The organism is Streptomyces sp. NPDC088554, from assembly GCF_044752945.1.
Classification (GTDB): domain Bacteria; phylum Actinomycetota; class Actinomycetes; order Streptomycetales; family Streptomycetaceae; genus Streptomyces.
This window is the reverse complement of record NZ_JBIVMF010000014.1, coordinates 88,742-104,813: the sequence shown is the minus strand read 5'-3', so window position 1 is coordinate 104,813 and position 16,072 is coordinate 88,742. Positions and strand designations below refer to the sequence as shown.

18 protein-coding genes are annotated in these 16,072 nt (G+C 71.7%); 4 read left to right on the top strand and 14 right to left on the bottom strand.

Annotation, left to right across the window (positions count from 1 at the left end; translation table 11 throughout):
* Positions 1–10 precede the first annotated feature (10 nt).
* On the top strand, positions 11–670 hold the full coding sequence (locus ACIP8W_RS18220; protein ID WP_401956234.1) for an O-methyltransferase: 660 nt from the start codon (positions 11–13) through the stop codon (positions 668–670).
* A 362-nt stretch (positions 671–1,032) separates the two neighbouring features.
* Here ACIP8W_RS18220 and ACIP8W_RS18215 read toward each other — a convergent pair whose 3' ends face one another.
* The 8 genes from ACIP8W_RS18215 to ACIP8W_RS18180 form a co-directional block, all read right to left on the bottom strand.
* Positions 1,033–2,079, bottom strand: coding sequence for a pyridoxal phosphate-dependent aminotransferase (locus tag ACIP8W_RS18215; protein WP_402203659.1), 1,047 nt, complete (start codon positions 2,077–2,079; stop codon positions 1,033–1,035).
* Between the two features lie 125 nt (positions 2,080–2,204).
* Entirely contained in the window at positions 2,205–3,545 is a 1,341-nt protein-coding gene (locus ACIP8W_RS18210) for an MFS transporter (protein WP_401956232.1), read from the bottom strand.
* Between the two features lie 293 nt (positions 3,546–3,838).
* Positions 3,839–4,456, bottom strand: coding sequence for a class I SAM-dependent methyltransferase (locus tag ACIP8W_RS18205; protein WP_402203657.1), 618 nt, complete (start codon positions 4,454–4,456; stop codon positions 3,839–3,841).
* Between the two features lie 82 nt (positions 4,457–4,538).
* Positions 4,539–5,420, bottom strand: a complete 882-nt coding sequence (locus ACIP8W_RS18200) for an NAD(P)H-binding protein (RefSeq protein WP_401956230.1) — start codon at positions 5,418–5,420, stop codon at positions 4,539–4,541.
* Between the two features lie 48 nt (positions 5,421–5,468).
* Complete coding sequence (locus tag ACIP8W_RS18195; RefSeq protein ID WP_401956229.1) at positions 5,469–5,924, bottom strand: anthrone oxygenase family protein; 456 nt, start codon at positions 5,922–5,924, stop codon at positions 5,469–5,471.
* Entirely contained in the window at positions 5,921–6,298 is a 378-nt protein-coding gene (locus ACIP8W_RS18190; protein ID WP_402153010.1) for a SchA/CurD-like domain-containing protein, read from the bottom strand. Before ACIP8W_RS18190 ends, ACIP8W_RS18195 begins: the two co-directional genes overlap by 4 nt.
* Positions 6,298–7,035 carry an SDR family NAD(P)-dependent oxidoreductase gene (locus ACIP8W_RS18185; protein ID WP_401956227.1) on the bottom strand — a complete coding sequence of 246 codons (738 nt, stop codon included), beginning with the start codon at positions 7,033–7,035 and terminating at the stop codon, positions 6,298–6,300. The genes ACIP8W_RS18190 and ACIP8W_RS18185 overlap by 1 nt, the downstream gene beginning before the upstream one ends.
* A gap of 16 nt (positions 7,036–7,051) precedes the next feature.
* Entirely contained in the window at positions 7,052–8,974 is a 1,923-nt protein-coding gene (locus tag ACIP8W_RS18180; protein ID WP_402203654.1) for a BTAD domain-containing putative transcriptional regulator, read from the bottom strand.
* A gap of 401 nt (positions 8,975–9,375) precedes the next feature.
* On the opposite strand from ACIP8W_RS18180, the gene ACIP8W_RS18175 reads away from it, so the two are divergent.
* From ACIP8W_RS18175 to ACIP8W_RS18165, 3 genes are all read left to right on the top strand, one after another.
* Positions 9,376–9,711 (top strand): TcmI family type II polyketide cyclase, encoded by a 336-nt coding sequence (locus tag ACIP8W_RS18175; protein WP_401956225.1) that lies wholly within the window; start codon positions 9,376–9,378, stop codon positions 9,709–9,711.
* Positions 9,712–9,978: 267 nt separating this feature from the next.
* Positions 9,979–10,884, top strand: coding sequence for a haloalkane dehalogenase (locus ACIP8W_RS18170; protein ID WP_401956224.1), 906 nt, complete (start codon positions 9,979–9,981; stop codon positions 10,882–10,884).
* Positions 10,872–11,561: an SDR family oxidoreductase gene (locus ACIP8W_RS18165; protein ID WP_401956223.1), complete on the top strand. Its 690-nt coding sequence runs from the start codon at positions 10,872–10,874 to the stop codon at positions 11,559–11,561. Before ACIP8W_RS18170 ends, ACIP8W_RS18165 begins: the two co-directional genes overlap by 13 nt.
* 124 nt (positions 11,562–11,685) lie before the next feature.
* Here ACIP8W_RS18165 and ACIP8W_RS18160 read toward each other — a convergent pair whose 3' ends face one another.
* The 6 genes from ACIP8W_RS18160 to ACIP8W_RS18135 are packed head-to-tail and all read right to left on the bottom strand — an operon-like array spanning position 11,686 to position 16,068.
* Positions 11,686–11,985 carry an antibiotic biosynthesis monooxygenase family protein gene (locus ACIP8W_RS18160; RefSeq protein WP_401956644.1) on the bottom strand — a complete coding sequence of 100 codons (300 nt, stop codon included), beginning with the start codon at positions 11,983–11,985 and terminating at the stop codon, positions 11,686–11,688.
* A complete protein-coding gene (locus ACIP8W_RS18155; RefSeq protein WP_401956647.1) occupies positions 11,982–12,299 on the bottom strand; it encodes an antibiotic biosynthesis monooxygenase family protein in 318 nt (105 codons plus the stop codon). The genes ACIP8W_RS18160 and ACIP8W_RS18155 overlap by 4 nt, the downstream gene beginning before the upstream one ends.
* Entirely contained in the window at positions 12,296–13,048 is a 753-nt protein-coding gene (locus tag ACIP8W_RS18150) for an SDR family NAD(P)-dependent oxidoreductase (protein WP_401956650.1), read from the bottom strand. The genes ACIP8W_RS18155 and ACIP8W_RS18150 overlap by 4 nt, the downstream gene beginning before the upstream one ends.
* 58 nt (positions 13,049–13,106) lie before the next feature.
* The gene (locus ACIP8W_RS18145; RefSeq protein WP_401956653.1) at positions 13,107–13,562 is read right to left on the bottom strand and encodes an anthrone oxygenase family protein; all 456 of its coding nucleotides are present in this window, start codon (positions 13,560–13,562) and stop codon (positions 13,107–13,109) included.
* A 2-nt stretch (positions 13,563–13,564) separates the two neighbouring features.
* Positions 13,565–14,803 carry a beta-ketoacyl synthase N-terminal-like domain-containing protein gene (locus tag ACIP8W_RS18140; protein WP_402203650.1) on the bottom strand — a complete coding sequence of 413 codons (1,239 nt, stop codon included), beginning with the start codon at positions 14,801–14,803 and terminating at the stop codon, positions 13,565–13,567.
* Positions 14,800–16,068: a beta-ketoacyl-[acyl-carrier-protein] synthase family protein gene (locus ACIP8W_RS18135; protein ID WP_401956656.1), complete on the bottom strand. Its 1,269-nt coding sequence runs from the start codon at positions 16,066–16,068 to the stop codon at positions 14,800–14,802. The genes ACIP8W_RS18140 and ACIP8W_RS18135 overlap by 4 nt, the downstream gene beginning before the upstream one ends.
* Positions 16,069–16,072: the final 4 nt, after the last annotated feature.

The window sequence follows — 16,072 nt, the reverse complement described above, 5'->3', positions numbered from 1 at the left end:
GCTCGAATACATGACGCGAACAACAGAAGGCCTCACCCCGAAGCTGCAGGAGTACGTCGCGGCGCACAGCACCGCGCCGGACGAGATCCTGCTCGACCTCGCCGCCGAGACCGAGAAGCTCTTTCCCGACGACAATTTCATGCAGATCGGCCCCGAGCAGGGCGGTCTCATGACTCTTCTCGCCCAGATCACCGGGGCGGTGCGCATCGTGGAGGTCGGCAGCTTCACCGGCTACTCGGCCATCTGTCTGGCCCGCGGTCTGCGGCCCGGTGGCACGCTGCTGGCGTGTGACATCAGCGAGGAGTGGACCACGGTCGCCCAGCGCTACTGGAAGCGTGCCGGGCTGTCCGACACGATCACCCTCAAGCTCGGACCGGCGCTGGACACACTGCGCGCGCTGCCGGTGGAGCCGCAGTTCGACATCGCCTTCATCGACGCCGAGAAGGAGGACTACGTCGACTACTGGGAGGAGCTGGTCCCGCGGATGCGTCCCGGCGGGCTGCTGCTCGGCGACAACACCCTCCTCCACGGGAAGATCGTCGACCCCTCGGACAACGCCGCCGACACGCAGGGCATCCGCGCGTACAACGCCCGTGTCCTCGAGGACGACCGGGTGGAGCAGGTGCTCATCCCGATCGGTGACGGTCTGAACCTGGCGCGGAAGAAGTAGGCGCAGCGGAGAAGCACGGAGAGCCGCCAGGCTCTTCGGGCGCCAGGGACGAGGTTCGGAGTGCGGCCCCGGGTGGGGACGGGGCCGCACCGCCACGACACAGCCGTACGAACCGCTGTGGCCCCTGGCGCGGTGTTGTACGAGGACCTGGCCGCCCGTTCGAAGGCGAGCCGTCCCGCAGCCGTACGGTGTCCCCCTCCGGTCCGAGTGCGCCAACGCGTCGGACCGGGCGAGTGTGCGGAGCCGTACCCCCCTTGATGAGTCGGCCGAAGTGGCCTTTGCTCTCCCGTAGTTCGGCGGAGTCCGGTCCGGGACCGAGCACACTGCCCGGAGGCCGCGCCCGTGTGTTCCGGCCGAACGTCTCAGAGGACGGCTTCGAGTCGGCGTATGAGGGTGAGGACGTCGGTGGGGGTGCCGACGGAGATCCGTATCCAGCCGGGCATTCCCATGTCCGTGGCGTCCCGTACGTGGACGTGGTCGGTGAGCAGTCGCCGGGTGACCTCGGGTGCGGTTTCGGGCAGGTGCGCGGTGACGAAGTTGGTCTGGGAGGGCAGGTACGTGATGCCGAGCCGGTCCAGGCCACGGCACAGCGCTGTACGGGCGGTGGCGGTGTAGACCCTGGTCTGTTCCAGGAACGCCTGGTCCTCCAGGGCCGCGCAGGCGGCCGCCTGCGCGAGCCGGTTCACGTGGAACGGCATGGCGTCCTGCACGGTCCCGATACGGGAGACGACGTCGGGATCGCCGATCAGCGCACCCACGCGCAAGGAGGCCAGACCGTACGCCTTGGAGAACGTCCGCAGCACACTGACACACCCCCCCTCCCGCGCCCACGGCAGCGCCGAGGTGAAGGAACCGTCGGCGAACTCCGCGTACGCCTCGTCGAAGACGACATGCGACCCGGTGGCACGCGCCGCCTCCGACAGACTCCGCACCGCACCGCCGTCCAGGAGCGACCCGGTGGGATTGTGCGGATTGCACACGAAGACGAGAGCCGCGCCCTTGTCCATCTCCGCCATCAGCGCGGCGGGGTTCACGCGGTGGTGGTCGAGGGGGATGTGCACGACGCGCAGGCCCGCTGCCTCCAGGCTCTTGGGGTAGCCCTGGTAGGTGGCCTCGTTGACCACCGCGCGGCCGGTGGCGCGCAGGGCGAGGGCGAGCATCAGGATGACCTCGTCCACTCCGTTGCCGACGGCGACCCGGTCGGTGGTGACGCGGTAGTGGGCGGAGAGGGCGTCGATGAGCGCGGTGTGCTGCGGGTCGGGGTAGCGGTTGACGCGCAGCAGTTCGGCGTGTGCCGCTTCGACCGCCCTGGGGCTCGCGCCCCAGGGGTTCTCGCTCCGGTGCAGCAGGAGCGGGGCGGGGGGAGCGTCATCGCTGACGACGTGGGTGGCCGGTGTTCTGGTGCGCATCAGGTCTCCTGCCGGCGGAGGACGGAGAAATATGGTGCCGAGCTACCACACGGTGACACTGTGAGCATGTGCACGTCATCCCGCTGTGCCGCGGAGCAGCACAGCGGGACTCCGGGCGAGGGGCGTCAGACGCTGAAATCCTTGTCGCGGGTCTCGGGCAGGGCCAGCACACAGCCCAGGCTGACCAGGCACAGCGCGCCGCTGTAGAAGCCGAGGGCCGACGGTGACTGCCAGTGCGAAGTCAGCCAGGTGGCGACGATCGGGGCGAAGCTGCCGCCCAGGGTGAGGGCGAGGATGAAGCTCGTCGAGGCACCGGTGTAGCGCAGCCGGGCCGGGAACAGCTCGGGCAGGAACGCGGCTATGGGCGCGAACATCATGGCGAACAGGACGAACCCGATGGCGAAGGCCCCGGCGATCAGTACGGTGTTGCGGGTCTGCAGGGAGCCGAACATGGGCACGGCCCACAGGGCGCACCCCGCCGCGCCGGCCACGATCACCGGGCGTCTGCCGATCCGGTCGGCCAGGATCGCCACCGGCACGATGAAGATCACCTCGGCCGCGGCGCCGATGCTGGAGACGGTCAATATCGTGGACTGCGGGATGCCGAGGGAGGTCGGGCCGTAGGAGAGGGCGTAGACGGTCGCCAGGTAGTAGACCGAGGAACCGCCGATCGCCGCGCCCATACCGAGAAGCAGTCGGCCGGGGTACTCCTTGACCAGGATGGCGAGCGGGAAGCGGGGTGCCGCGGTGTCATCGGCGGGCTGCTCGTCGAAGATCGGCGACTCGGCGATCCGGGAGCGGACCCAGAGGCCGACGACGATCAGGGCGGTGCTCAGGAGGAACGGGATGCGCCAGGCCCACTCGGCGAAGCCGTCCTTGCCCGCGAACGCGAGTGTCGGCAGGATCACGGCGCTGGACAGCAGGAAGCCGATCGGCGGGCCGGCCTGCGGGATCGACGCGTACACCGCGCGGCGTCCGGGAGGCGCGTGTTCCGCGGCCAGCAGCACCGCGCCGCCCCACTCGCCGCCCATGCTGGCGCCCTGCAGCAGACGCAGGGCCACCAGGAGCACGGGGGCGAGGATGCCGGCGGTCTCGTACGTGGGCAGCAGTCCGATGCCGACGGTGGACACGCCCATCAGGAGCAGGGAGAGGAAGAGGGCACGCTTGCGGCCGACCCGGTCGCCGATGGTGCCGAACACCACCACACCGACCGGGCGGGCCACGGAGGCGACGGCGACGGTGAGGAAGGCGGCCAGTGTGGACGCGGTGGCGTTGCCGGAGGGGAAGAAGGCCGGGCCGAGGACGAGGGCGGCGGCCGTGCTGTACACGGCGAAGTCGTAGTACTCGATGACCGTGCCGACGAGACTCGCGACAGCGACTCGCGACGCGGTGGGTTTCTGTGCGGCGTCGGCTGTGCTCGTCGCGGTGGAGCCGACGGGTTTGGCGTCGCTGATGATCTCGGACATAGGGAGCGACTCGCCTCCGTTCAGGTCCGGATGCTCGGTGATCCAGGACGCGCGGTGGGGGGACTGTAGTGCTCCGGATCACCGGTGGAGGGGTGCGCGTGCCGTCCTGCGGCACGACACACTCACGAAGCCCCGCCGTCCGCCGAGGGGGCCGGGGGCCGCCCACCGGAAACGTGCCGCGGGCGGGACCGGGCCCGATGGTGTCGTGGTCCGGTCACCGCGGTCACCCGAGACCGGCCGCCGGGACGGAGGCGCTCCCTGCCCCGCCCCGGCGACCGGTCGGCCCCGGTGGCTCAGACCCGGGTGAGGGAGACCAGCCAGGCCTTCACACCGTCGGCGTCAACGGTGGCGTCGATCGTGCTCTCCTCGATCGCGTCGATGCGCCAGCCCTCGGTGAAGGCCGCCTCGAACTCCGCGCGGGAGACGCGGTGCGGCCCCCAGTCCTCCTTCTGCTGGTCGCCGAAGGAGAGCACGAAGACCCGCTTGCCCGGCTGGACGGCGGAGGCCAGGCTGTTGACGTACGCGGTGCGTTCGTCGCCCTGGAAGCGGTGGAAGAGCCCGGAGTCGAGGATGGTGTCGAAGGTCTCGCCGAGGTCGGCCAGCTTCAGGGCGTCGTAGCACAGGAACCGGGCGTCCAGACCACGTTCGCTCGCCTTCTCCTGGGCCATGCGCACGGCGTTGGAGGCGAGTTCGATGCCGGTGGAGTCGAGGCCGAGCCGCGCGCACATCAGGACGTGCTCGCCGGTGCCGCAGCCGACGTCGAGGACGCGGCCCTGGATGGCCCCGGACTTGGCGAGCGCGAGGAAGGCGGACTGGGGGCGGCCGATCTCCCAGGGGGTCGCGCCCGTCTCGTACAGCTCCTCCAGGAAGCTCGGCTCCTGGTGGCGGGCGTAGACGGATTCGTCGAGCATGGCGTATGCCTTTCGTCGGGTTTCGCGCCCGGCGCGTTCGCGCCGGGCGGGGTATCGGGGTTCGCCGGCCCGGGAGCCGGGCTCAGGCGCGGAACACGTCCGCGTGTTCGGCCGCCCAGGCGGCGAAGGTGAGCGCGGGGCGGCCGGTGACATCGGGCACGGCCGTGGTGACCTCGGCGGGGTGTCCCACCGAGCGGGCCAGGTAGCGCAGGATGCCGTCGACAGCGGCGTCGAAGTGGGTCTGCATGCTGCCGACGGCCTGGGCCGGCATACCGCGCGTGAGGTAGTCCTCGCGGGCGACTTCCGGGGAGACCTCCTCGAACCGGAACGGTAGTCCAGTGGCCTGCGCGAGGAGGCGCACTTTGTCGTACTGGGTCAGGGACTCGGGGCCGGTGAGGATGTACCGGGCGCCGATGTGGTCGTCGGTCAGCAGGCCCTGTACGCCGACGGCCGCGATGTCCTTCTCGTGGATGGGGGCGGTGGCGGCCTCGCCGTAGGCGGCGCGGACGGTGCCGGTGGCGCGCAGCTGTTCGCCCCAGGTCCACAGGGCGTTGGCGTTGAACTCGCCGGGCCGCAGGATCGTCCACTCCAGGCCGGATTCCTCGACGAGGTCCTCGCCGGCCTTGTGCCAGGAGGCGAGCATGCTGGGCTGTTCGTCCGCGCCGAGCCCGTCCTGCACGGACGACGAGGAGAGCATGACGATCCGGCGTACGCCCTGTTCGCGGGCGGCGGTCAGGAAGCCGGCGGTCGTCCGGCCCAGCGCGGACAGGTTCAGGAAGACCGTGCTGATCCCGTCGAGTGCCGCCGTCACCGACCCGGGGCGTTCCAGATCGCCGCCCATCACTTCGGCGTCCTCGGGCAGCAGGGCGAGGTCCGGGGTGCGGGTCAGGGCCCGTGGGCGTACCCCTGCGGCGAGCAGCAGGTCCACGACATGGCGGCCGACATTGCCGGTCGCACCGGTCACCAGGATCACGGTGATCTTCTCCGTTTCATCGGTCGGCTCCCGACGGAGTCAGGTGGCGAGAGCCAGGGCGTTGAGGGCCAGCGCGGCCACGGCGAGCGTCGTACGGGCCAGATGCCAGCGGCGCCAGACCGGACGGGGGTCGCTCCAGTCGGCGGGCAGCCGCCCCGGATCGAGCGCCTTCACGCGGCGGTTGAGGGGGACGTTGCGGAAGTGGGAGACCCAGGAGACGGCCACCAGGAGCAGGGCCGCCGTGCCCAGCGACCCGGCGCGCGTCCCGTCGTCGGCCAGGACGGCCAGCGCGGTGTCGAGGAGCGCGGAGAGCAGGACGATCGCCGGCATGGTGGGGTCCCAGTTGCGGCCGAGCAGCTGATGGACGTAGACGTAGCGGTCGGCGGGCATGACCGCCATCGCGGGTACGACGCTCAGGGCGACCGCGAAGAGGACGCCGGCGGCGATGCCGTTCCCCAGGAGCACCAGCACACCGAGGAGTTCGGCGCCGGTCATGCCGCGGAGTGGTCGTCCACCGAGAGCTGGGTGAGCACCCGCATGGTGGCGTTGCGGAAGTACGTGCGGAAGCCCTCCGGGGTGGTGGTGTCACGCTGTTCGGCGAGGAACGGGGCGAGGCGCTGTTCCACCGTGTGCACGCCCTGCTGGCGGGCCATGTGTCCGGCGATCGCGGAGAATTCGCCCTCGTACTGGATGACGCGGACCATGACGTCGTCCTTGATGAACACGGCGGTGCCCAGCAGCCGCCCGGCGGCCTGGCCGTCCGCGCCGGGCAGGACGGGGGTGTCGACCCGCTTGAAGTCCTGGAAGATCTCGGCGATCTCGTCCTCGTGACCGGGCTTGACCCGGTATGTCACAGCAGCGAAAGGCATTACATACCTCCATCGACAGTCAGGGTGGAGCCGCTGACGAAACGGGAGCCGTCACCGGCGAGGAAGAGCACGGCGTCGGCGACATCGCCCGGCGTGCAGAGCCGGCCGAGCGGGGTCGCGGCAAGGAGCCGTTCCCTTACGGGCGGGGGGAGTTCGAGGCCGCCGTCGTCGCTCGTGACCCCGGGGGCCACGACGTTGACACGGATGCCCCGGGGGCCCAGATCCTTGCACAGGCCCCGGCTGAACCCGATCATGGCGGCCTTCGAGGCGCCGTAGTGCGCGGCACCGGGACGGCCGCGCAGGGCCGCCGCGGAGCCGATGTTGACGACCGAGGCGCCCTCGGTGAGCAGCGGCAGGACGGCCCTGGTGACCAGGTAGGCGGAGGTGATGTTGTGGTCCAGCATCCGCCGCCAGCGCTCGGGGCCGAGGTCCGCCAGGGGGGCGTGGTCGTCGACGCCGACATTGTTGACCAGGACGTCCAGGCCCCCGAGACGCTGCCGGCAGATCTCCAGCAGCCGCTCGGCGCCCTCGGGTTCGGTGACGTCCTCCTGGACGATGTGGTGTCCGTCGCCGTGGCGCGCCAGGTCGTCGGTGAGCCGCGTCGCCTCCGGGCCCGGGGCCCGGTGGCAGGTCACGACGCGGGCGCCCGCCTCCGCGAGGGCCAGCACGGTGGCCCGGCCGATCCCGCGGGTGCCGCCGGTGACGAGCACCCGTTTGTCTTTCAGTCCGTACCCCATGCGCGTCTCCGGTCTCTCAGGCCACGTCGGTGCCCCGAGCCTGCATCAGTGCGCTGGTGTCCGGTTGGAGCGCCGATCGAGCGGGTCGCTGGGGTAACGTCCCGTACCACCTGGCGCCGGCTCTGGCGGCCGGGTCGGTGCCGTCCCGGTCGGCCGTTCCGCACGTGAAGTCCAGTTCGTCCTTGGACAGGCACTGCAAGGTGAACCGGTAGCCGACGGCGCCGCCGGAGGGCTCCCGGGAGACGCGGACGAGTTGCGCCTCGACGAGTTCGTCGAGGAGCACCTCCGCCTCCGGTACGGGCACGCCCAGCATCGTCGACGCCTCCGCGGCGGTGACGACGGACCCGGCGGCGAGGGCGAGCGTGCGGAACGCGGAGCGTCCTGGCAGCGTCAGCAGCCGGTAGGTGCGCCGCAGGCTCGGCGCGAGGGTGCCGAAGGCGTCGGGCTTGGCGCCTTCGAGGACGCGGGCGACGGACCAGTGCGGGCGCATCTCCAGCTGCCGGGCCACGGCGTGCAGGGCGCCGGGCAGGCCCTGGCAGACCCGGATGATCTTCCGCGCGGCTTCGGCCTCGTAGGCGAGCCGGTCCGGGCCCAGCGCGTGGGACAGGAGCTGCCAGGCGGCGGTCCGGCTGAGCGCGTGGGCGGGGACGGTGGCGGTGATGAGCGGGTCGGACAGACGCCGGCGGCAGGTGAGCAGGGTGGCGCTGCGGGAGCCGCCGGGCAGCAGCGGCAGGAGCTGGGCGATGTCGACGACGTCGTCGAGGACGACCAGCAGCCGCAGGTCGGCGGCCCAGCTGCGGAACATCCGGGCGCGGAGGTCGATGTCCTCGGGGATACGGGCGGGCGGGAAGCCGGCCGCCCGCAGGAAGTCGCCGAGGATCTCCCCGGGGGGTACGGGGCGGCCGTCGGGTGTGGTCATCTCGGCCCACAGCTGGCCGTCGGGGTAGTCCGCGCGGACCTGGTGGGCGGTGCGGACACAGAGGGCGGACTTGCCCGACGCGGGAACGCCGGTGACCACGACCACCGGGCGTCCGACAGGCGGGCCGTCGGTCAGCGCGCGGCAGAGGGTCTCCACCTGCTTCCGGCGCCCCACCAGCCGGACGTCCGGGGGAAGTTCGCTGGGCACCAGGCGGAGCGGCGGTCCCGGGCGGCCGGCGGCGTCCTCGCGGAGGTCGAGCGAGGGGTCCCCGTCGAGGATGCGGCTGTGCAGCTGACGCAGTTCCGTGCAGGGTTCGAGGCCGAGTTCCTCGGTCAGGGCCGCGTGGGCGTTCCGGTAGGCGGTGAGGGCCTCCGAGCGGCGTCCGGAGCGGTAGAGCGCGAGCATCAGCTTGGCCCACAGCCCTTCGTGCGTGGGGTTGGCGGCGATCAGGCCGAGGAGTTCGCCCACGACCTGGTGGTGCAGGCCGAGGCCGAGTTTGGCGCCGATCCGCTCCTCCAGAACGGTGCGGCGCAGTTCCTCCAGCCGGACCGCCTCCGCCCGTAGGACGAAGCCGAGTTCGTTCTCCGCCATCGAGGCCTTGCCCCACAGGGCGAGGGCCTGGTCGAACGTCTCGACGCCCAGGAGGCTGTCGCCTTCGGAGATGCGGGCGCGGCCTTCGGCGACCAGGTCGCCGAAGCGGTGCGCGTCGACGGATTCGGGGGGCAGCCGGAGCAGATAACCGGCGTCCGTCGTCTCCAGGCTCACCGGTGTGCGGGAGAGCTGGGTGAGGCGGCCGATGTTCTTGCGGAGCTGGTAGATGTACGTCTGGAGGGTCGTCCGGGCGCTGCGGGGCGGTTGGTCGGCCCAGAGTTCGCAGAGGAACTGGTCGGTGCTGACGACCCGGTTCGCGTTCAGCGCGAGGAGGGTAAGCACCTGACGGAGTTTGGGGGCGGACAGCCGCACCGCCACCTTGCCGTCGACGGTCAGCTCGAAGGGGCCCAGAAGCCGAATCTCTATCAATGGGGCACCATTGTTTCTTCGTTCACTGCGGATGAAAGCCCGGCGATTAATTTCCGGCGAGCATTCAAGTAACCGCACAGTGTGGGGGAGAATGATAGGGATACCTTCCAGTCCGGGTTCTCCGAATGTCAATAGCTGACCATGCGAATTACTTGACGTCTGTCATTTGTGGGACTTCTTGTCGAAACATCGAATTCACTGTGTGAAAGATCCGGCCGATGGGTACCGCTGGCCGAATGGGTGGCCGGGGGACAATTCGTGGCGGAAGCGGCCAGGTTCCCCATATCGCCCGCCGGCGGTCGGCCGGAAAGACCTGCTGGACCGGCGGTCGAGCCGTCGTCGAGCGCGCGCGCCGATCCTGCCGAAACGCTATCGGACCACCCCAGCCAGCAGGAGGAACCGTGAACCGGACGCTCATCGTCGCCCGTATGCGGCAGCAGTCGGCTCCCGAAGTCGCCCAGATCTTCGCCGATTCCGACGCGGGAGAACTACCCGCTGCGATAGGGGTCTCCCGGCGGACCCTGTTCACCTTCCACGACCTGTACTTCCATCTGATCGAGGCCGACGAGGACATCCGGCCGAACCTGGGCCGGGTCCGCAGCCACCCCCTCTACCGGGACATCGACGACCAGCTCAGGGAGTTCATCACCCCCTATGATCCCGGCTGGAAGGAGCCCAAGGACGCGATGGCGCACGCTTTCTACGAGTGGACCGCGGAGCGGGGAAGGATTCGCTAGCAAACCGCCCGACAGGGAAATCACACCTTGCGGCCACCCCTAAAAAAAGGTTACCCCGGCGGTTCGTCCCCGGGCGCCGGGGGGCTGCCTGCCTGTCTGTCCACCGGGTCCCGGCACATGAAATTGCATTTCTGCTGCCCGGCCTGCTCGTGCGCCGCTTCCATCATTCTTAAACGTGTGATGGGCAACATCGGAACGATCTCGGAAGAGGCGCCTTGGCCGATTTTTTACCGGCCGGGGCGCCGCAGACCCTGAAGGAACACATTCATGCCGCACACGACCGCTCTCGGGTCGCCGATGCACTACACCGACCTGGGTGTAGGCCCCCCCTTCGTCTTCCTCCACGGCAACTGCGGGTCCTCCTACATCTGGCGCCACGTCCTGCCCGGCATCGGCGGCGGCCGGCTGCTCGCCCCCGACCTGATCGGCATGGGCCGCTCCGCGCGGCCCGACATCCCCTATACGTTCGCCGACCACGCCCGCTACCTCGACGCCTGGGCGGACGGGCTCGAGTTGGAGGATGTCGTTCTCGTCGGACACGACTGGGGTGGCACCCTCGCCTGCGACTGGGCCGCCCGCCACCCCGGCCGGGTGCGCGGCCTCGCCCTGATGGAGACCATCGTCAAGCCCATGGCGTGGGACGAGCTCCAGCCGTGGGCGCGGGCCCGCTGCGAGGCGATCAACACCCCGGACACCGGCGAGGAGATGGTGCTGGCGCAGGACCTCTATCTGCGGCAGGCGTACACGGGCGGCGGCGGAGTGCTGACCACCGTCGCCGACGCCGACATGGCCGCGTACCTCGCGCCGCACCCCACCCCCGAGAGCCGCCGTCCGCTGCTGGCCTGGGCACGGCAGATCCCGCTGGACGGGCAGCCGGCCGAACTGGTCGCCCGGATGCGGGCGTTCCACACCTGGCTGGGCGCCGCCGCGGACGTACCGAAGCTGCTGCTGACGTTCCACGGATCGCCCACGCTGCTGCTCGGCGCCGACATGGCCACGTGGTGCGCCGAGAACTTCGCCGCACTGGAGACCGTGTCCTGCGGTCCGGCGGGGCACTTCGCCCCCGAGGACCGGCCCCACGAGATCGCCGCCGCCGTCTCCGCCTGGGCCGTCCGGCACGGGCTCTTCGGCGACCGGGACAACCGGAAGGAACCGACGACATGCGCGCAGTGATCATGGGCGGCACCGCCGGCATCGGCCTGGCCGTCGCCACCCGCCTCACCGGAGCAGGCCTCGCCGTCACCGTGACCGGCCGCGACCCCGGACGCCTCGCGGCGGTCCGCGGGCAGGTCGCGGCGGCCGAACAGCTCGACGGCACCATCGAGGCCGACGTAGCGGCCTTCTTCGAACGCCTGGGCCCCTTCGAGCACCTGGTCCTCGCCTTCGGCCCCGCGACGGCCGGTTTCGCCACCGTCAAGTCCCTCAGCGCCGACCGGCTCCGGTCCGTCGTCGAGCCCAAGCTGTACGGCTATCTCACCGCCGTCGCGCACGCCCGGGTCACCGGCTCCGTCACCCTGCTCTCGGCCGGCAGCGCCCGGGTCGCCCGGCCCGGGACCGTCGCCCTGGCCGCGGTCAACGGAGGTCTGGAGGCCGCGGTACGGCCGCTGGCGGTCGAGCTGGCGCCGGTACGGGTCAACGCGGTCTCGCCCGGGGTGATCGACACGTCCTGGTGGGCCGGGTTCAGCGAGGAGCAGCGCGCCGCCCAGTTCGCCGCCGTCGCCGAGGCGACCCCGGTCGGCCGCGTCGGACAGCCCGACGACGTCGCGCGCGCCGTCGAGTATCTCGTCCACGCCGACTTCGTCACCGGGACCGTTCTCCCGGTCGACGGCGGGCTGACCCTGCCGCGCTGAAGCCCTGGATCCGCCGGGAGCCCCGGCCGCCGTTGTGACAGGCGGCCGGGGCTCCCGGCGTTCGGACGTACGGCCGCGGGGCGGACGCCGGTCGGGCGTCCGCCCCGCGGCCGGGTGGCGTCGGTCAGTACGCCGCGTTCACCTCGTACACGGCGAAGGGAACCGCCAACTCCCGGTCCCGGTAGGGGCGCAGGGCCGCCGTGCTGGGGCGGTGGCCGTCGCTCCGCTCCCAGGCCAGGAACGACGGCAGGTCGCGCCAGCGGCTGAGGACCACGAAGCCGGGGCGGCCCGCGACCGACTCCAGCAGCTCGTTGCCGAGCATGCCGGGGACGCCGGCCAGGGCCTCGCTCACCTCGTGATAGGCGCGGCGGATCTCCTCGGGCCGCTCGGCGTGGTGGTGGACGAGCACCCGGACCTCGCTCACCGGTCCCCGCCGGGCAGCGCGGCCACGACCCTCATCGTCACCATCGAGCCGCCGGAACGGAACGGGTGCAGCTTCTGCCGGTGCTCCAGGTGCCGGTCGCTGGTCTCGAACGCGCGGAACTGCGGCTCGTCCACCCAGTCGCTGATGATGTAGTACACCCCCGGCTCCTCCTCGCCCCGGCACAGCCACTGGCCGAGGTTGGCCGGGTGGGAGGTGACCGAGCCGCCGACGGCCGACCAGGTCTTCTCGAAGTCCTCCTCCATCCCGGGCCTGACGTTCATGCGCAGCATGATGCGGAACGGCTGGGTGGTCACGAGATGCCTCCGTCGACGTAGAGGGTGGAGCCGGTGACGTACCGGGAGAGGTCGCTGGCGAGGAACAGCACCGCCCCGGCGACCTCCTCGGGGGTGCCGAGGCGGCCGAGGGCGGTCTTGGCGCGGTACCGCTCGACGAGCATCTCGCGCTGCTCGGCCGGGCGGCTCGCCAGCTCCTCGGTCTCGATCACCCCGAGGGCGATGACGTTGAAGCGGATGCCCTGGGCGCCGTACTCCTTGGCCAGGGAGCGGGAGAGCCCCTGCAGGGCCGACTTGGACGCCGTGTAGTGGGCGCGCAGCGGGATGCCGACATCCGCCGACTTCGAGCCGATGAACGCCACGGAGGAGCCCTCGCCCAGCAGCTCCAGGCTCTCCTGGGCGAGGACGTAGGCGGCCGTCAGGTTGGTGTCGAGCACGCGCCGCCATTCGTCGGCGGGCAGTTCGCCGAACGGGATGTGGCTGACCGTGCCCGCGTTGTGGACCAGCAGGTCGATCCGTCCGTAGCGCTCGCCCGCGCGGCGTACGAGGTCGCGGGCGCGGGCCGGGTCGGCGAGGTCGGCCTGGATGACCTGGTGGTCGCCGGGGGTCTCCTTCAGCTCGGCGACGAGGGAGTCCACGGCGGCGGAGGGCCGGCGGTAGCAGGTGGTCACATCGGCGCCCGCGCGGGCGAGGGCGAGGACGATGCCACGGCCCACGCCCCGGCTTCCGCCGGTCACCAGGGCCTTGCGGCCGGTCAGGTCGAGATTCATGGTGTCTCCGGGGTGTTGTCGAAAGGGTCGGAAAGGATGGAATGGGTGGAAGGGATGGTCAACTGGTCGCGACGATCGCGCAGTTTGCCACCAGCGCGGCCGCGACGAGGAGGCACCGGCGCAGGTTCCACCGGCCCCACGCCGCGCGCCGCCGACGCCAGTCGCGCGGCGGGTCCTGCGGATCGAGCGAGCGGACCCAGTTGTTCAGGGGGACGTTGCGGGTGAGCGCGATGATGACCGCGCCGGCCGAGAGGAGGGCCGCCGCCCCGGACAGCCCCTGGACGAGCGGGTCGTCGGCCGTGACGGCGAGGACGAGGTCACCGAGCACGGTCAGGAGCAGACAGGTCGGCATGAAGGGGTCGTAGCGGGTGGAGAAGAAGGCGTGGGTACGGATGTACTGGTCCGCCGGGAGCCGGACCATCAGCGGGAACTGGCCCAGCTCGCTGGCGGTCAGCACCCCGGCGGCCAGCCCGTTGCACAGCAGGACCGACGCCAGCACGAGCGTGTCGAACATGCTCACCTCCTCCCCACCGGGTCCGGGCGGCGCAGTACGGCCGCCGAGTTGAAGCCGCCGACCCCGCGCGCGACGACGAGCGCGTGCCGTATGTCGGCCGGGCGGGCCTCGGTGACCAGGTCGAGGCCGGGGCCGAGGGCGTCGGCGGACACGTTCACCGTCGGCGGCAGTACGCCCCGGTCGATGGCGAGCGCCGCCCAGGCCAGGTCCAGCGCGGCCCCGCCCGAGCAGAGCCGCCCGGTCATCGTCTTGGGCACGGTCACCGGCACCCGCCGTCCGCCGAACACGGCCCGCAGCGCGTCGAGTTCCAGCCGGTCCGCCCGCGCGGCGCCCGCGCCGTCGGCGAAGACGACGTCGATGTCGTCGGGGGTGCAGCCGGCTCGGGCGATCGACTCCCTTACGGCGCGCTCCAGTTGGCGGGGGTCGGGCGGCGGGTCCTCGGGATGCCAGGCGTCGTGCGTGGCGGCGGTGCCGGCGACCTCGGCGTACATCCGCGCACCGCGCTCGCGCGCCCGCTCCCGCGGTTCGAGGACCAGCATCGCCCCGCCCTCCCCCGGCACATGCCCGGTGGCGTCGGCGGCGAAGGGGCGGTAGGCGGTGTCCGGGTCGGTGCCATGGCTCAGCCCCCGCTGTCCGCTCTGGCAGGCCAGCGCGTACGGCGACAGCGGAGCCTCGGTGCCGCCGGTGAGGACCACGGCGCTGCCCCGGGCGAGCAGCCGCCGGGCCTGCCGTACGGCGTCGATGCCACCGGCGCCGTCGGCGACGAGGACTCCGCAGGCGCCCTTGAGCTGGTGCCGGATGGACAGCTGGCCGCTGCTCGCGGCGTAGAACCAGCCGATCGACTGGTAGGCGCTGACCGCGCGCGGCCCCTCCTGCCACAGCGCCTGGATCTCGCGCTGGCCGAAGGCGTTGCCGCCGGAGCCGCCGGCGGTCACCACGGACAGCTCCAACGGGTTCTGTCCGGCGAGGTCCAGCCCGGCGTCGTCGAGGGCGAGCCGGGAGGCGGCGAAGGCGAGCCAGGTCCAGCGGTCGGTCTGCACGATCAGCCGGTGGTCGACCCACTCGGTCTCCTCGAAGCCGGTCACCTGTCCCGCCACCGCGACGGGCAGCCCGGAGGCGTCGAAGGAGGTGATCGGGGCGATGCCGGACCGTCCCGCCAGGGTGTTGTCCCAGTGCTCGCGCACACCGGTTCCGGTGGGGGCGACGACCCCGATGCCGGTGATCACCGCGGCCGCGGTCATGCGAGCACCCCGTCACGGCTGAGGACCATCGCCGACTGGAAGCCGCCGAAGCCGCTGCCCACCGACAGCGCGTGCCGGACCGTCGTCTCACGGGCCGTCAACGGGGTGTAGTCGAGGTCGCACTCGGGGTCGGGGGCGGTGAGGTTCGCCGTCGGCGGGATCACCCCGCGTTGGAGGGCCAGCGCGCAGGCGGCCATCTCGATGGCGCCGATCGCGCCCAGGGAGTGGCCGACGACCGACTTGATGGAGCTGATCGGCACCTGCCGGACCGGCTCGCCGAGCGCCCGCTTGTAGGCGGCCGTCTCGTGCCGGTCGTTCTGCCGGGTGCCCGAGCCGTGCGCCGAGATGTAGCCCAGGTCCTCGGTGGTGAGCCGGGCCTGGTCCATGGCGTCGCCGATCGCCTCGGCGAGTTCCAGGCCGTCGGGGCGCAGGCCCGTCATGTGGAAGCCGTTGGCGCGGGCCGCGTAGCCGGTGACCTCGCAGTAGATCCGGGCGCCCCGGGCACGGGCGTGCTCCAGCTCCTCGACGACGAGGAACGCCGAGCCCTCGCCGAGGACGAAGCCCTGGCGGCCGTCGTCGAAGGGGCGCGAGGCGGCCTCGGGGTCGTCGTTGTGCGGAGTGGTGGCGCGGATCGCGTCGAAGCAGGCGACCGTGATGGGAGAGATCGGCGCGTCGGACGCCCCGGCGATGACGACGTCCGCCTCGTTGTCCTGGACCAGGCCGAGGGCGTGCCCGATGGAGTCGATGCCGGAGGTGCAGCCGGTGGAGACGACGGCGGCCGGGCCGTGCGCGCCGTAGCGGGCGGCGAGTTCGGCGGCGCCGCTCGCCGGGACCAGGGACTGGTAGAGAAAGGGCCCGGTGTGCCGGTGGTCGACGACCCAGTCCCGGCCGTGGTTGCTGGCGATGACGTACTCGTCCTCCAGCCGGCTGGTCGCGCCGACGGCGGTGCCGAGAGTGACGCCGACCCGGTCGCCGTCGAAGCCGCCGCCGGAGACGTCGAGTCCGGCGTCGGCCACGGCCTCGTCGGCCGCGATCATCGCCATCTGTACGAACCGGTCGGTGCGGCGTACCTCCTGGGGGGTCAGGCCGCGTCCGGCCGCGTCGACGTCGACCTCGGCGGCGATACGGGAGCGGTACGCGGCGGGGTCGAACCTGCTGATCCGGCGGATCGCGGGCTTGCCGTCGACGATCCTGGCCCAGAACAGCTCCCGGCTCTCGCCGCCGGGGGCGACGACGCCGACGCCGGTGATGACAGCGCGTCTCATGGCC

What these genes read in the sequence shown, in the direction of transcription:
- ACIP8W_RS18135 (WP_401956656.1), bottom strand. Translation starts at nt 16,068, where the DNA reads ATGAGACGCGCTGTCATCACCGGCGTCGGCGTCGTCGCCCCCGGCGGC.
- ACIP8W_RS18170 (WP_401956224.1), top strand. Translation starts at nt 9,979, where the DNA reads ATGCCGCACACGACCGCTCTCGGGTCGCCGATGCACTACACCGACCTG.
- ACIP8W_RS18150 (WP_401956650.1), bottom strand. Translation starts at nt 13,048, where the DNA reads ATGAATCTCGACCTGACCGGCCGCAAGGCCCTGGTGACCGGCGGAAGC.
- ACIP8W_RS18185 (WP_401956227.1), bottom strand. Translation starts at nt 7,035, where the DNA reads ATGGGGTACGGACTGAAAGACAAACGGGTGCTCGTCACCGGCGGCACC.
- ACIP8W_RS18190 (WP_402153010.1), bottom strand. Translation starts at nt 6,298, where the DNA reads ATGCCTTTCGCTGCTGTGACATACCGGGTCAAGCCCGGTCACGAGGAC.
- ACIP8W_RS18215 (WP_402203659.1), bottom strand. Translation starts at nt 2,079, where the DNA reads ATGCGCACCAGAACACCGGCCACCCACGTCGTCAGCGATGACGCTCCC.
- ACIP8W_RS18210 (WP_401956232.1), bottom strand. Translation starts at nt 3,545, where the DNA reads ATGTCCGAGATCATCAGCGACGCCAAACCCGTCGGCTCCACCGCGACG.
- ACIP8W_RS18140 (WP_402203650.1), bottom strand. Translation starts at nt 14,803, where the DNA reads ATGACCGCGGCCGCGGTGATCACCGGCATCGGGGTCGTCGCCCCCACC.
- ACIP8W_RS18205 (WP_402203657.1), bottom strand. Translation starts at nt 4,456, where the DNA reads ATGCTCGACGAATCCGTCTACGCCCGCCACCAGGAGCCGAGCTTCCTG.
- ACIP8W_RS18220 (WP_401956234.1), top strand. Translation starts at nt 11, where the DNA reads ATGACGCGAACAACAGAAGGCCTCACCCCGAAGCTGCAGGAGTACGTC.
- ACIP8W_RS18195 (WP_401956229.1), bottom strand. Translation starts at nt 5,924, where the DNA reads ATGACCGGCGCCGAACTCCTCGGTGTGCTGGTGCTCCTGGGGAACGGC.
- ACIP8W_RS18145 (WP_401956653.1), bottom strand. Translation starts at nt 13,562, where the DNA reads ATGTTCGACACGCTCGTGCTGGCGTCGGTCCTGCTGTGCAACGGGCTG.
- ACIP8W_RS18165 (WP_401956223.1), top strand. Translation starts at nt 10,872, where the DNA reads ATGCGCGCAGTGATCATGGGCGGCACCGCCGGCATCGGCCTGGCCGTC.